The 15,195-nt window shown below is 46.5% G+C and carries 14 protein-coding genes; 1 reads left to right on the top strand and 13 read right to left on the bottom strand.

The features are described from left to right. Window positions 1-27: 27 nt before the first annotated feature. The 11 genes from fliE to C1I60_RS16485 all read right to left on the bottom strand — a co-directional run bounded on the left by fliE (window position 28) and on the right by C1I60_RS16485 (window position 11,647). Window positions 28-342, bottom strand: coding sequence for a flagellar hook-basal body complex protein FliE (fliE, locus tag C1I60_RS16535; RefSeq protein WP_137062718.1), 315 nt, complete (start codon window positions 340-342; stop codon window positions 28-30). A 39-nt stretch (window positions 343-381) separates the two neighbouring features. Beyond that, window positions 382-834 (bottom strand): flagellar basal body rod protein FlgC, encoded by a 453-nt coding sequence (flgC, locus tag C1I60_RS16530; protein WP_137062717.1) that lies wholly within the window; start codon window positions 832-834, stop codon window positions 382-384. Window positions 835-840: 6 nt separating this feature from the next. Beyond that, window positions 841-1,248 carry a flagellar basal body rod protein FlgB gene (flgB, locus tag C1I60_RS16525; RefSeq protein ID WP_137062716.1) on the bottom strand — a complete coding sequence of 136 codons (408 nt, stop codon included), beginning with the start codon at window positions 1,246-1,248 and terminating at the stop codon, window positions 841-843. A 407-nt stretch (window positions 1,249-1,655) separates the two neighbouring features. Then, on the bottom strand, window positions 1,656-3,056 hold the full coding sequence (gene hslU / locus C1I60_RS16520) for an ATP-dependent protease ATPase subunit HslU (RefSeq protein ID WP_137062715.1): 1,401 nt from the start codon (window positions 3,054-3,056) through the stop codon (window positions 1,656-1,658). A gap of 36 nt (window positions 3,057-3,092) precedes the next feature. Then, entirely contained in the window at window positions 3,093-3,635 is a 543-nt protein-coding gene (gene hslV / locus C1I60_RS16515) for an ATP-dependent protease subunit HslV (RefSeq protein ID WP_014281071.1), read from the bottom strand. A gap of 26 nt (window positions 3,636-3,661) precedes the next feature. Then, window positions 3,662-5,002 carry an FADH(2)-oxidizing methylenetetrahydrofolate--tRNA-(uracil(54)-C(5))-methyltransferase TrmFO gene (trmFO, locus tag C1I60_RS16510; protein WP_137062714.1) on the bottom strand — a complete coding sequence of 447 codons (1,341 nt, stop codon included), beginning with the start codon at window positions 5,000-5,002 and terminating at the stop codon, window positions 3,662-3,664. Between the two features lie 27 nt (window positions 5,003-5,029). Then, a complete protein-coding gene (topA, locus tag C1I60_RS16505) occupies window positions 5,030-7,132 on the bottom strand; it encodes a type I DNA topoisomerase (RefSeq protein WP_137062713.1) in 2,103 nt (700 codons plus the stop codon). 218 nt (window positions 7,133-7,350) lie between these two features. Next, window positions 7,351-8,469, bottom strand: a complete 1,119-nt coding sequence (dprA, locus tag C1I60_RS16500) for a DNA-processing protein DprA (RefSeq protein WP_137062712.1) — start codon at window positions 8,467-8,469, stop codon at window positions 7,351-7,353. A 229-nt stretch (window positions 8,470-8,698) separates the two neighbouring features. Then, window positions 8,699-9,628 (bottom strand): succinate--CoA ligase subunit alpha, encoded by a 930-nt coding sequence (gene sucD / locus C1I60_RS16495; protein WP_137062711.1) that lies wholly within the window; start codon window positions 9,626-9,628, stop codon window positions 8,699-8,701. Window positions 9,629-9,677: 49 nt separating this feature from the next. Then, window positions 9,678-10,838 carry an ADP-forming succinate--CoA ligase subunit beta gene (sucC, locus tag C1I60_RS16490; RefSeq protein WP_137062710.1) on the bottom strand — a complete coding sequence of 387 codons (1,161 nt, stop codon included), beginning with the start codon at window positions 10,836-10,838 and terminating at the stop codon, window positions 9,678-9,680. Window positions 10,839-11,173: 335 nt separating this feature from the next. Further along, window positions 11,174-11,647, bottom strand: a complete 474-nt coding sequence (locus C1I60_RS16485) for a MarR family winged helix-turn-helix transcriptional regulator (RefSeq protein WP_137062709.1) — start codon at window positions 11,645-11,647, stop codon at window positions 11,174-11,176. 147 nt (window positions 11,648-11,794) lie between these two features. Here C1I60_RS16485 and C1I60_RS16480 point away from each other — a divergent pair, with 147 nt between their 5' ends. Continuing rightward, window positions 11,795-12,223 carry an organic hydroperoxide resistance protein gene (locus C1I60_RS16480; protein WP_137062708.1) on the top strand — a complete coding sequence of 143 codons (429 nt, stop codon included), beginning with the start codon at window positions 11,795-11,797 and terminating at the stop codon, window positions 12,221-12,223. A gap of 387 nt (window positions 12,224-12,610) precedes the next feature. Here C1I60_RS16480 and C1I60_RS16475 read toward each other — a convergent pair whose 3' ends face one another. Both C1I60_RS16475 and C1I60_RS16470 read right to left on the bottom strand, forming a co-directional pair. Next, window positions 12,611-14,374 (bottom strand): YifB family Mg chelatase-like AAA ATPase, encoded by a 1,764-nt coding sequence (locus tag C1I60_RS16475; protein ID WP_137062707.1) that lies wholly within the window; start codon window positions 14,372-14,374, stop codon window positions 12,611-12,613. A 148-nt stretch (window positions 14,375-14,522) separates the two neighbouring features. After that, window positions 14,523-15,074 (bottom strand): nitroreductase family protein, encoded by a 552-nt coding sequence (locus C1I60_RS16470; protein ID WP_137062706.1) that lies wholly within the window; start codon window positions 15,072-15,074, stop codon window positions 14,523-14,525. Window positions 15,075-15,195 lie beyond the last annotated feature (121 nt).

Below are 15,195 nucleotides of genomic sequence, written 5' to 3'. Positions count from 1 at the left end.
CCCATCCGAAACTTTGCTAGACCCTCTTTACATCTGTGTACGCATGATCTCCTGATAGGCTTCAATCGCTTTGTTTCGGACCTGAGTAGTAAGCTGCAGAGAAAGCAGCGCTTGTTGGGAAGTGATCATGACCTGATCAACATCAACTTTTCCCGCCATGAACTGGTCGGACATCGTGTGTGTAGCGGCTTCCTGCTGCCCCACTTCATTGAGCGCATCCTTTAGGAACGAACCAAAATCCTTCAAGGATTCGGAGGGCGTCGATTTCGTCAACTCATTGTTAGGCGATTGAGTTTGCTGTATTGCCGGTGTCTGTACATTAAACATGGCGTTCTGAATCATGTTCTACTCTCCCTATTCTGTAGTTAGTAGTCCTGGAACTTAGCGACCGATTTCAAGTGCCTTGGAAACCATTGCCTTGGATGCATTCAGAGCTGTTACATTGGCTTCGTAAGAGCGTGTTGCGGAAATCATGTCTACCATTTCTTTCATAATGTCTACATTAGGCATATACACATAGCCATCTTTATCAGCATCCGGGTGACCCGGATTGTACACAGGCTTCAAAGGTGACTGATCTTCCTGTATTTGTGAAACCTTGACGCCAGCGGCTCCTGTGCTATTTCCATCCATTTGAGCCTGCAAAACATCGGCAAACCGAGATTGGTTAGGCTCCAAAACAACCGTTTTTCTCCGATATGGAACCGCCTGTCCATTCTCCACTTTTGCCCGGGTTGTCTCTGCGTTGGCAATGTTGCTTGATATGACATCCATCCGCAACCTTTGGGCCGTAAGAGCAGATGCGCTGATATCAAAGCCGTTGTTAATCTTCACCTGGTCCTATCTCCCTTCTACCGCTGTTCTCATCATTTTGATGCGTTCACTAATTTCTTGGATATAGGTATTATATCTCAGTTGATTCTCAGCCATAAGGCTCATTTCTCTGTCAATATCCACGTTATTCATATTGTTGTTCATGACAGAATACCCATCTTTGGTAACCACAGCATCTGGAATGGAGTTCACAGGTCCTATCTGAAAATGTTTCACATTGGTTACTTTTCCACGTAATGGTGTCACGTCGCCACCCATTTGCTGCTGAAGTAATTCTTCAAATGAAACCTCTGAACGCTTAAAATACGGGGTATCCTCATTGGAAATGTTGTTGGCCATCACGCGTTGTCTCGTATTTGCTGCCTGAACACCTGCCTGAAGTTTTTGAAAGCTCATATCACCCAGCAGATTCATTTAGCTCCTCCTTCCAGCGTCTACTCCAAAGTAAGATTCAATAAAACAAGATTTTTCACTTTTTTTCGACAATAAAATTTCATAATTATACATTTCTCTTAGGTCTTAAGTAGAAAATAATTGCTTCCTGTCATATATTCTAAGTTTCGTAGAGTTGGGACCTAATTACAATAAGAAAAAAGCCCTATCTTTTTTAAAAAAGAGGGCTTTCGATGCATAAAATGTTAAATTTTTCAGGTTTTTTTCAATGAAATGAATGTTTTTTTAGCACTTTGCACCTGTAAAAGATTATACGTCCTACTTTTGGAATAGACAGTAAAATCATCTAAGGAACGTTCATCTAGGTCTATATGACGGTGCAAGATAGTGTTATTCTAGCCAACGCATCCTATTTTAAAAGCTTCTACTCATAAAATATACTGACTAAGGTCCCTGTTTTGGGCAATATCACCCAGCTTCTCCCGAACATATTCCGGGGTAATGAGCATGCGGTCCAAAGTAAGCTCTGGAGCCTCGAAGGACAAATCCTCCAACAACTTTTCCAAAATGGTATGCAAGCGGCGCGCACCGATGTTTTCCGTGTTCCGGTTTACTGACTCGGCAATGCTGGCAATTTCGCGAATGGCTTCCGCCGAAAATTCCACTTCAATCTCTTCGGTACGAAGCAAATCCGTGTATTGCTTGGTCAGTGCATTCTTAGGCTCTGTCAGTATAGACACAAATTCATCCAATGTGAGGCTGCTCAGTTCAACACGGATTGGAAAACGTCCCTGCAGCTCAGGGATCAGATCAGAAGGCTTGGCAACATGAAAAGCTCCAGCGGCGATAAAAAGAATATAATCTGTCCTTACCGGGCCGTATTTAGTCATAATGGTAGAACCCTCGACAATAGGCAAAATATCGCGCTGGACACCTTCTCTAGATACATCAGGACCACTGCCCTTGCCCTGACTGGCAATCTTGTCGATTTCATCAATAAAAATGATACCGGATTGTTCAGCACGTTTCACCGACTCCTGAATGACATCATCCATGTCGATCAGCTTGGCAGCCTCATCCTGAATGAGCACCTTGCGGGCTTCCTTCACCGGCAACTTGCGCTTTTTGGTCCGCTTTGGCAGAAAGCTTCCGAACATTTCCTGCATATTCATACCCATTTGCTCATTTCCCTGCCCAGCAAACATATCCAGCATATTGGGTGCGGTATCCTCCACATCAATCTCAATAACTTCATCCTCAAGCTTGCCGGACAATAGATCGAATTTAGCCTTACGCCGTTTCTCTGCCAAGGATGTGTCCTGTTGCGGGGGTTCTTCCTCTACCGAATTCCCGGTGTTATTGCCAAACAGCATTTCAAAAGGGTTGCGTTGGGATTTATTTGATTTCTCCGCAGGTACAAGAATACTGACAATCCGTTCATTCGCCATGTCCTCGGCTTTGTCCTTCACATTCTCCGTCCGCTCCGCTTTAACGATGCGAATCGAAATTTCCATCAAGTCACGCACCATGGATTCTACATCCCGGCCAACATAACCCACTTCTGTGAACTTAGTCGCCTCTACCTTAACAAAAGGAGCTCCCACGAGCCGGGCCAGTCTGCGTGCAATTTCGGTTTTACCCACGCCCGTTGGACCGATCATCAGAATATTTTTGGGCACAATTTCATCCCGGATATCATCCGGCAGCTTGCTGCGCCGATAGCGGTTGCGTAAGGCAACGGCAACGGATTTTTTAGCCTGCTTCTGTCCGACAATATATTTATCCAGCTCGGATACAACTTGTCTGGGCGTCAACGATTGATTATTCATTTTGCACTCCTCCACCCTTGAATACTCAGAGCCGATTTACAGTTCTTCCACGATAATCTGATTGTTCGTATAAACGCATATTTCCGAGGCAACCTCCAGCGCTTCCCTGGCCATATCCTTTGCCTCCATACCGGAGCCATGACGCTTGAATGCGCGCGCCGCCGCCAATGCAAAATTGCCGCCTGAGCCGATCGCAAGCACATCATCGTCCGGCTCGATAATTTCACCGCCCCCGGAAATGAGCAGCATTCCGGATTGATCCATAACAATCATCAAAGCCTCCAGCTTACGCAGGATACGGTCCTGCCGCCAGTCCTTAGCCAGTTCCACCGCAGCCCGCTGAAGATTGCCATGATGTTCCTCCAGCTTGTTTTCAAACTTTTCAAACAATGTGATGGCATCCGCCACTGAACCAGCAAAACCTGCGACTACCTGACCACGGTATAATCTGCGTACTTTTTTCGCCGTCTGCTTCATGACGACACTGTTACCGAACGTTACCTGACCATCACCGGCAATAGCTCCTTTGCCATTGTGGCGTACAGCACAGATGGTGGTAGCATGAAAGGACATATCCATAACGCGCTCCTCCTTTTCCTTCATCCTTATGTCTGTACTTCCTCTGACATAACTGCCGCTTCGTTGATATAACCCCGCAAGCTTTCCAGCGCACGGTTAGCAAGCGCTTCGTTCTTTTCCTTCTTGTTGCGGATGCGTGTCTCCAGCTTTGGCAGCAGACCGAAATTTGCATTCATCGGCTGAAAATGCTTGAAATCAGCGGTTGTGATGTAACGGGCCATACTGCCCAGTGTCGTTTCCGCAGGGAATACAAACATTTCTTGTCCACGCGCCGCACGGGCTGCATTCATCCCCGCCAGCAAACCCGAGGCCGCAGATTCTACGTACCCTTCTACTCCAGTCATTTGTCCGGCAAAGAACAGATTACTTCTGCCTTTGAACTGGTAGGTCGGATGAAGCTGCTGTGGGGAATTAATAAAGGTGTTGCGATGCATTACGCCATAACGCACAAACTCTGCATTCTCCAAGCCCGGTATCATGGAAAATACGCGCTTTTGCTCTCCCCATTTCAAATGAGTCTGGAAGCCAACCAGATTGTACAGTGTACCCGCCGCATTATCCTGACGAAGCTGCACAACAGCATATGGCAGCTCTCCTGTATGCGGGTTCACCAGACCGACTGGTTTCATCGGCCCAAACAATGCCGTCTGCTTACCGCGTTGCATCATCACTTCAATGGGCATACAGCCTTCGAAATATATTTCTTTTTCGAATTCCTTAACTTGTGCCACCTCAGCCGTAATCAGCGCCTCATAAAAAGCGTCAAATTCCGCTTCATTCATCGGACAGTTCAAGTAGGCTGCTTCTCCCTTATCATAGCGGGAAGCCAGATAAACCTTACTCATGTCGATAGAGTCCTTCTCCACAATCGGGGCCGCCGCATCGTAAAAGTAAAAATACTCTTCTCCCATCAACGATTTAATCTGTTCCGACAAAGCCGGAGAAGTTAAAGGCCCGGTAGCAATGACCACGATCCCGTCCTGTGGAATTTCCTGAAGCTCCTCATTGACAACCTCAATAAGCGGATGTTGATGAAGAGTATCCGTAATATGGCCGGAAAATCCATCTCGATCCACCGCCAGCGCACCACCAGCCGGAACAGCATGACGATCTGCGGCATTCAAAATCAAGGAGTTCAATATTCTCATTTCTTCCTTCAGCACACCTACCGCGTTAGTTAAGCCGTTAGCCCGTAAAGAATTGCTACACACCAGCTCGGCAAATTTATCTGTATGATGTGCTGGTGTTTTAACAACCGGTCTCATTTCATATAACTTAACAGGCACACCACGGCTTGCAATCTGCCAGGCAGCTTCGCTGCCCGCCAAACCTGCTCCGATGACCGTTACCTTTTGTAGTTCACTCACGTTTAAATCCCCCTGCTATTGTTGTTCTTATGAAGTCTCTACACCCTCGTCGCTCTCTTCCAGCATTTCACTGTGATCGCAGACAGTACAGTTGAGCTTCGTTCCCTGTTTGGTACGTTTTTCGACCATTAGGCCACTACAGCTTGGGCAAGGCTTAATGGAGGGTTTATCCCAGGATACAAAATCGCATTCCGGATAACGGTCACATCCATAAAAGATGCGTCCTTTTTTACTCCGCCGTTCCACAACATGGCCCTCACCACATGTAGGGCAATTGATTCCGATATCCTTGACAATCGGCTTCGTATTACGGCAATCCGGGAATGCCGAGCAGGCCAGAAATTTACCAAAGCGGCCAAGCTTATACACCATCGGGCTGCCACATTTGTCACAAATGACATCGGATTCTTCATCCTTTATCTCAATTTCCTTCATTTCTTCCTCTGCCACTTCCAGACGCTTCTCAAACGACTCGTAAAAGTCACTCAAGACCTTGACCCAGTCTCCTTCGCCTTCTTCTACGTGGTCAAGATCACCTTCCATATTGGCCGTGAATTCCACGTTCAGAATTTCAGGAAAGAATTCCTCCATCTGCTCGATGACCAGTTCTCCCAGCTCTGTAGGGAAGAACTTCTTCTCTTCAATGGCGACATAGCCACGCTTCTGAATAGTTTCCAGTGTCGGTGCATACGTACTCGGACGTCCGATACCCAGTTCTTCCAGCGTTTTCACCAGTCGTGCCTCTGTATAACGGGGAGGCGGTTGCGTGAAATGCTGCTTCGGCTCAACCGATTCCTTTTTCAGCTTGTCGCCCGGTTTAAGCGGCGGCAGCAGCTTATCTTCTTCGGTTTTGCCATCGTCATTCCCCTCCACATACACTTTCATGAAGCCTGGAAAACGAACCTTCGAGCCGGCTGCCCGGAATATAGTCTCACCCGCTTCAATATCAACAGACAAGGTATCCATAATAGCGGAAGCCATCTGGCTGGCCATAAAACGCTCCCATACCAGTTTGTACAAACGGAACTGATCCCGGCTCATAAACGGCTTAACCGTTTCCGGGTCACGCAACGCGGAGGTTGGACGAATCGCTTCATGCGCATCCTGGGCGTTGGCCGCTTTTTTGGAATATTGACGAGGACTTTCAGGTACAAAAGCTTCGCCATATTTCTGAATAATGAATTCCTTCGCTTCCTCTTGGGCCGAAACGGCTATTCGTGTGGAATCCGTACGCATATACGTAATCAGACCCACGGTTCCTTCTTTGCCCAAGTCCACACCCTCATACAACTGCTGGGCCACGGACATCGTTTTGGATGCACGGAAGTTAAGTTTCCGAGCCGCCTCTTGCTGCAAGGAGCTAGTCGTGAATGGTGGAGAAGGATTGCGCAAACGCTCTTTCTCTTTCACATCACGAACCTTATAAGACGACTTGCCGATAGCCTCCAGCACTTCTTGTACATCCGCTTCGCTGGAGAGCTCTTTCTTTTCGCCACGAAGCTGATGGAATTTCGCCTCAAAGGTACTGTCCTTAATCGCCAGTTTAGCTGTGATTGTCCAATACTCTTCCGGTACAAACTCATTAATCTCGTTTTCACGGTCCAGGATAATTTTCACGGCAACCGACTGCACGCGCCCTGCGGACAAGCCCTTCTTTACCTTTTTCCAAAGTAATGGACTGATTTTGTAGCCGACAAGCCGATCAAGAATCCGCCGTGCTTGCTGGGCATTGACTAAATCCATATTGATTTTGCGCGGTGTTTTAAATGCATCCTTGACGGCCTGCTTTGTGATCTCATTAAATACAACGCGGCAGTCTGCTGTATCGTCCAGATCCAGCGCATGCGCCAAATGCCAAGCGATAGCTTCGCCTTCGCGATCCGGGTCAGCCGCCAGATATACTTTTTTCACTTTTTTTCTGGCATCCTTTAATTCTTTCAAAATCGAGCCTTTACCTCGAATGGTAATGTATTTGGGATTAAAATCATTTTCGACCTCTACGCCGATCTGACTCTTTGGCAAATCCCTGATATGACCCATGGAAGCCTTGACGATATATTTGCTGCCCAAGTATTTGCCGATCGTCTTCGCCTTGGAAGGCGATTCCACGATGACGAGTGAATCCGCCATAGGCTCTTCCTCCTCTCAATTACGTACAACTAGGATAGACTTCCTGAAATGTGGTGAGTTATAGCGCGAAGACGCTCCGAGCTATAAAGTCAACACATTTCAGGAAGAAGGGAGGGAGCAGGAATCCGCTGTGCGGATAAATATCAAAACTCCCATCCCCGGTTGTTTAATACTGAATTTGTACAATTACTACATTAAGGATTTGCAAAATTAACTAATTAAATAAGTTTGTATTTTGTACCCGTAAGCTGGGCGATCCTTTTTTTTATGATTAACGATAACAGAACTGAGTGTAAAAGTCCAAAATCCCATGCAGTTGCTTCAAGCAGTTCATCCAGTGTCATGGTTCCTTGCTCCAGCAAAAGCACGACACGCTTTTCCTCCGGTGTCTCACTCGCTGGTGCTTTGGAGACCCCATTCACATCCAGACCCTGCTCTCTATTGTATGAAGAAACATCCCTTATACGCAAATCGGCTACGTACTCCTCTACAATATCCGAAGCTTCGGTGACCGTTTTAGCCCCTTGCTTAATCAGGCTTAACGTACCTCTACTCTTCGGTGATGTAATCGGCCCCGGAACGGCGAACACATCTCGATCCGCCTCCAACGCAGCATCGGCTGTAATTAGGGAACCGCTTCTTACATCTGCTTCCACCACAACGGTTCCCTGTGTCAGACCAGCAATGATCCGGTTACGCTGCGGAAACATTCCCGGATGCGATCTGGTACCTGGTGGATATTCCGATACAATCAAGCCTTTGCTCGCCATTTCTGCAAATAAAGATGCATTTTGGGGCGGGTAAATTTGATCAATCGCCGTTCCAAGAACCCCTATCGTATTTCCTCCCCGGCGCAGGGCGGCTTCGTGGCAAATACTGTCGATCCCTCTCGCCAATCCACTGACCACTGTAATGCCCGCATCACACAATCCTTCTGTCAGCATCTCGGCCGCTCTGCGTCCATATGCCGTAGGAATGCGGGTCCCCACCATAGCTACAGAGCATGTATGCAAAAGAGAAATGTCCCCTTTCGTATACAATACCCAAGGCGGGTCAGCCGTTTCCTTCATTAATAGGGGGTAATCCTCATCCACATAAGTAATTACTCCGATATCGCTGGATCGAACACGGTGACATATTTCATGTACCCAATCTTCATCGTAACGCTGTGCTGCCATACGGGCCTGAGCGGGATTTAATCCTACTTCAACCCAATCCTGCTCGCTAAAATGCAGCAGTTCATGCAGTCGATAGCCACTCAACCAAATACGCTGAATTGTTTTTCTACCGATACCCTCTAATTCATGCAAACCCAGCAAAAGCCATCTTTCTTCCAAACTGCGGTTCCCCCATTCACGGGAAGAGTGAACCCTCCCTTATTTTGTGGCACAACGTAGCATTTTGCAAGCGTTTCCCAGATAAGCCTGTCTCAACGCAAAAAAAAGCAACCTTTTCATCCCCTGTTTAAGAAGACAAAAAGGTTGCTTACCTTTCTTTCATTATACACTAGCAAGCGGCAAATTTCGATGCTATTTTACTGCTTGTATATTAATGAAGAAACACGATTTAATGTGTCGTACATAAATTCAAAATACCACGTGCTTCCAGCACACTGACCAGCGTGGAGCCCATCTCGGAAGGAGTCGGTGCCACCTTGATACCACAGGCTTCAAGCGTAGCGATTTTCTCCTTGGCAGTTCCTTTTCCACCGGAAATGATGGCGCCCGCATGCCCCATTCGTTTGCCTGGAGGCGCAGTCACACCGCCGATAAAACCGACCACCGGTTTCTTCATATTGTCGCGAATCCACTCGGCAGCTTCCTCCTCGGCTGTACCGCCGATTTCTCCGATCAGAATGACAGCATGCGTGTTAGGATCTTCATTGAAGCGTTGCAAAATATCAATAAATTCCGATCCTTTAACCGGGTCCCCGCCGATACCTACCGCAGAGGATTGTCCAATGCCACGAGTGGTCAGCTGATGCACCGCTTCATAGGTCAGCGTGCCACTACGTGACACAACGCCTACATGGCCCGGCAGATGAATGTAGCCCGGCATGATGCCAATTTTGCACTCTCCAGGTGTAATTACGCCTGGACAGTTAGGGCCGATCAGAACGGTCTTTTTACCTTCCATAAATCGTTTGACCTTGATCATATCAAGCACCGGAATGCCCTCGGTTATACAAATAACGAGGTCTAACTCTGCATCCACAGCCTCCAAAATGGAATCCGCAGCAAAAGCAGGCGGTACATAAATAACACTCGCTGTCGCGCCTGTAGCAGCCTTCGCTTCGCTGACTGTATTAAACACAGGTAGCTTGACCTGCTGTCCGTTCTCCAACGTAATTTCCACCTCGGTGCCGCCCTTGCCTGGTGAGGTGCCTCCTACCATCTGTGTGCCATAATCAAGCGCACCCTTGGCGTGGAATAACGCCGTTTTTCCCGTAATCCCCTGTGTAATCACCTTTGTATGCTTATCGACCAAAATACTCACGATCTTCACATCCCCTATCGTTTATTCGGCATATCGGAATGCAAACAGGCTATTGAACAAGTTCGACGATTTTCTGGGCACCGTCCGCCATGGAATCAGCCGCCACGATGTTCAAACCAGATTCTGCCAAAATCTGTTTACCCAACTCGACATTCGTACCTTCGAGACGGACAACAAGCGGACGTGTCAGCCCCAATTGCTTGGCAGCCTCAACCACACCGTTCGCAATGATGTCACACTGCATAATTCCGCCGAAAATGTTCACAAAAATGCCCTTTACCTTCGGATCGGACAAAATGATTTTGAACGCTTCGGTTACCTTTTCTGTCGTCGCACCGCCCCCTACGTCCAGGAAGTTGGCCGGATCGCCACCGTAATATTTGATAATGTCCATCGTCGCCATTGCAAGACCTGCGCCGTTGACCATACACCCAATATTTCCGTCCAATGCGATGTAGCTCAAATCGTATTTGGAAGCTTCGATTTCTTTCTCGTCCTCTTCGTCCAGGTCACGCAGCTCCAAAATATCCTTATGACGGAACAGCGCATTAGAGTCAAAATTCAGTTTGGCATCCAACGCCAGCACATTCCCGTCACCTGTGACGACTAACGGATTGATCTCTGCAATCGAACAATCCTTGTCCACAAAAGCTTCATAGAGCGCCTGCATGAACTTAACCGCCTTATTTACCAACTCATTCGGGATGTTAATGTCATACGCCAGCTTGCGCGCCTGATATACCTGAAGCCCAATCGCCGGATCAACAACCGCTTTAAAAATTTTCTCCGGAGTAGCCGCAGCTACCTCTTCGATTTCCGTACCGCCTTCTTCCGAGGCCATGATCACGACACGTCCGGTCGCACGATCCACGACAACACCAACGTAATACTCTTTACGAATATCGCAGCCTTCCTCTACCAAAAGGCGTTTAACCTCTTTGCCTTCAGGCCCGGTCTGATGTGTCACCAGCACCTTACCCAAAATTTCTGAAGCATAGGTGCGCACTTCATCCAAGCTTTTGGCCACCTTCACACCGCCGGCTTTACCACGTCCACCAGCATGAATTTGCGCCTTTACCACCGTAACAGCGCTTCCAAGCGATTCTGCTGCAGCAACGGCTTCCTCCACCGTATAGGCAACCTTACCGTTCGGTACAGCCACTCCGTACTGCTTCAATACTTCTTTACCCTGATATTCATGGATATTCATTCTGGAATCCTCCTATCAACATGACTGCAACAAGGGCGGTTCACAAGGAAATCTATACTAAACCTACATCATTGTAACATGTTTTTAAAACGCTTTCCTTATATTTTAACGTTATGAATTACAGTATTTTGATATCATTATCATTCCCAAAATCGAATGCTTGGATATTAATGGATATTTTATTTAGATAGAATACACACAAAAAAAGCACCTCTTCATGTTCGGGATTTATTAAATCCGTATGAGAGGTACTTCAGTTCATCGGGGCATTCTTACATCCAGTTACAGGCGGCTACATAACAACAAGTTTCATATAAAGTAACCGGAAATGCCTATTATGATTTTTCAACCTGCACATTCGCTTCATGAACCCGATCCAGCAGATCATTGAACTGATGCAGGAGCGAACCGAAATGATCGTGGGTCATGCTTGTTTTTTCTTGAATACATCCCGGTACAGATAGCGCTTTTTCCCGCAATGTACTCCCTTCTGGAGTCAAGGAGATCAGCACCTTGCGCTCATCCTGAGTCGAACGCTTCCGGTCAATGAGTCCGGCATTCTGCAATCTTTTCAATAACGGGGTCAGTGTGCCTGAGTCCAAATACAGCGCCTCGCCTAATTCCTTCACTGTACATTCCTCGCGCTCCCACAACACAATGAGCACCAAATACTGTGAGTATGTCACACCAAGCTTTTCCAGATAAGGCTGGTATAGCTTCGTAATCTCTCTGGAGCACGCATATATGGCAAAACATAACTGATTATCAAGTTTTAATGCTGTACCTTTATTATGTTTGTTGTTGTCCATCCTGTCAGATCACCTACTTTCGTCATTATTTTATCACATTATATAACAAAAAACATTCTAATTGCACAAAATACTTTACAAACAATAATTATTTTGATAAATTAAATTGTGTAAAATATAAATTGAGCGAGAGGCAGTGATTGAATTATGATGACCATTCAACAAAAAATGTATGAAACAACAGTAAAAGCAGTTGGAGGACGTAATGGTTATGTCGAGTCTTCTTCTCCTGAACTTCGTTTAAATATTGATACACCCAAAGAAATGGGCGGTGCAGGTGGCGCGGGTACGAACCCGGAGCAATTGTTCGCAGCAGGCTATTCAGCGTGTTTTGACAGTGCCTTGAATATGGTTGCCCGCATGCAGCGTATTAAGCATGAAGGTACCGAAGTAACAGCAACCGTCAATTTCGGTAAAGTTGAAGATGGCGGCTTTGGTATCGGAGTAAACCTCGATGTACTGGTGAAAGGCGTTGACCATGAAACAGCGGTAAAACTGGTTGAAGGCGCACATGAACAGTGTCCTTACTCCCGCGCTACCCGCGGCAATATTGAAGTCAAGCTGAACGTGCTCTAATCCGAATTTTACAAATAAACCTCCGAGCTGTTTCTGGTTCGGAGGTTTTGTTACTTTCAGCTACACTTTCTCAACAAAGGATGGATAGCTGGTTTTTCTTCCATCAAGTAACATGGGGAATGATGCATAATCGTATATACGAAACTGATATACTTATTGTATAATCACGTTGTCATAATCTTTTTTTCTTCTCCAGAACTTAGCGTCTGGAGCTTTTTTTTGTCTTACATGGGGATTTGCAAAAATCCAGTTAGCGACTTCCAATGAACAATATATAGATCGAAATGGGCTAGTTCGTCTATATATTGCACTTCGGAGCGACTGGAATCGAATTTTGCAAAATCCTTACATAAAAATTATGGACATGGAGTTACTTCCTATACCGCTTTATTCTTCTGGAATATTGGCCTGTGCCCTGTCCATATTCCGATATTGAATGGCTTCAGCTACATGCGACACCATGATCTGCTCTGATTGACCCAAGTCTGCAATAGTGCGTGACAGCTTGAGAATTCGATCATACGCACGCATGCTTAAACCAAGCGCATCCATCGTCTGATCAAGCAGTTCTGCCGCATGGAGTTCTAATACCGCATATTTCCGGAGCATTTGACCGGATAATTCGCTATTCCATGAAAAAGGAAGCTTGTTGTACCTATCGATTTGTATCCTTTGAGCAGCTAACACCTGTCTACGCATTTCAGCGGACGACAGTGACTCTTTTTCCTCACGCCAGTCCTTCGGCTGCGTTACCTCAAGCTGAAGATCGATCCGGTCCAGTAATGGACCAGAAATACGCGAACGATAGCGAGCTACCACAGAAGATGAACAGGTACAGCGCTGATGTTGCGTATCACTTCCGAAAAAGCCGCAGTGACACGGGTTCATAGAAGCTGCAAGTAAGAAATGTGCCGGGTACTTAAAAACTGCACGTGAACGGCTGATTGTCACATTGCGATCTTCCAACGGCTGCCTCAGCACCTCTAGCACATGACGACTAAACTCAGGCAACTCATCCAGAAATAAAATCCCCCGATGTGCAAGGCTAATTTCTCCCGGCTTGGGAATGCCGCCTCCTCCCACCAGTCCAGCAGCAGAAATCGTATGATGAGGTGAACGGAAGGGGCGAATGTTCATTAAATGAGGCGATGACTCCTTCCACTTCCCGGCGGCGCTGTATATTTTGGTAACCTCCAGTGCCTCTTTTTCGGTCAAGGGCGGCAGAATGGATGGAAGCCGGCGGATTAGCATCGTTTTTCCGGCACCAGGCGGCCCAATAAGGATGATATTGTGCATTCCGGCAGCAGCGATAACTAGGGCTCGTTTGGCGTGTAGCTGGCCCAATACATCGCTATAATCCTCCATAACGTCAATCACATCTTTGACCTCACACATGGGTATCTGATCTGCCTGGGGCAAATGGTCATAAGAATGGATCATAGCCCGCTGCCTAACTGTAATACGCTTGCCTTGGACATAATGCTCGGCTTCATTCGGGATTGCCTTAGGAGCTGGATCCATAGCTTGCTTAATATCTTGACTAATTATTTGATTACCTGTTTGATTAGTTCCCTCATCATCCATTGGATCAGGTAAGTCGTTAGTATTCCGATCTTTTGATTGTCCTTCAATAATGTATTGTGCGTGATCTTTTGCTGGAATAAGATCCATCAGATGACGAACAGCGTAAATACGTATATCCGTGATCAGGCGTGCTTCACCTGCATTTTCCTCAGGAAGCAGCACCGAATGAAATCCTTCTCGCTTGGCCAAATCAACCATAGACAATACCCCGTTCACGGGGCGAATACTGCCGTCCAGCGCTAGTTCACCGATGAATAACGTCCGTTCACCCGCAGGTAAAACGACTTGTTCGCTGGTTGTCAGCAATCCCAAAGCGATTGCAAAGTCAAAGGATGAACCTTCCTTACGTAAATCAGCAGGAGCCAAATTTATGGTTACACGCTGGGAGGGATACTTGAAACCGCAGTTTTTGATCGCTGCTCTTACGCGCTCTACGGCTTCCCGAATTGCTGAATCCGGCAATCCGATAATCGCAGTTTGAGGCAACCCATTCGACAAATCCGTCTCCACCTCAATCAAAACACCATCTATTCCATAAAGACAAGCTCCATGTAGTTTTCCATACATAACAAAAAACACCTCTCCTCATATTGAAATGTCTCCCCTAGGAGCATTGCGTATATGAAAAAAGGTGCTTCCAAATTTTCATGCGTTGCAAATATAATGTTACATCTTTAATTTCCAAACTGTCTAATCAAGGTTATTCGACAAAAGACTATTTGTCAAATAAGGTCAGCTTATCCACTGCTGGGATACGTGGTCTTGGCTCTGGAATGACTTCAGGATAACCTGCATACACCATTCCGATGACCTTCTCACCAGGCTGGATTCCCAAATGCTTGCGGAATTTCGGCGAATACAGAAAAGGCTTTGTGACCCAGAACGTTCCGATTCCTTTACTCCATGCGGCAAGCATAAAATTTTGTACAAGGGCACTAACTGCTGCAAAATCCTCATCCCAAACTGCCTGACGAGGGTCTTCCTCCAACACAACTAAAAGCTGAATTGGATTGTGCAAAATGCCGCTTTCGAACTTGTTATCCTTGCCCATATCAGCTTCAATAGCTTCAGCGAGCTTTCTCCGCCCGTCGCCGGCAAACAAGAGAAAACGCCATGGCTCGCGCATTTTATGATTGGGGGCCCATACAGCAACGTCCAGCAGTTCTTTAATGGTATCTACCGGAATGGGGTCGGATTTGAACCGTTTAATGGTCCGCCGTTCCTGAATTACATCTATGACATGTTCACTAAAGGTATGCTCTGTCACGTATATCCTCCTTCGCAGGTATAGCTTGTGAATGCTCACTATAACAATATAATCAAAATGATAACCATTCTCAATAAAATATACCTGTAGCATTCCTTCCTGTCAACCTGTACATATGAAA

This window comes from Paenibacillus terrae (assembly GCF_005217525.1).
Taxonomy (GTDB): Bacteria; Bacillota; Bacilli; order Paenibacillales; family Paenibacillaceae; genus Paenibacillus; species Paenibacillus terrae_C.
Note: the sequence above shows the minus strand (reverse complement) of the source record. Positions and strands in the feature narration are given on the sequence as shown.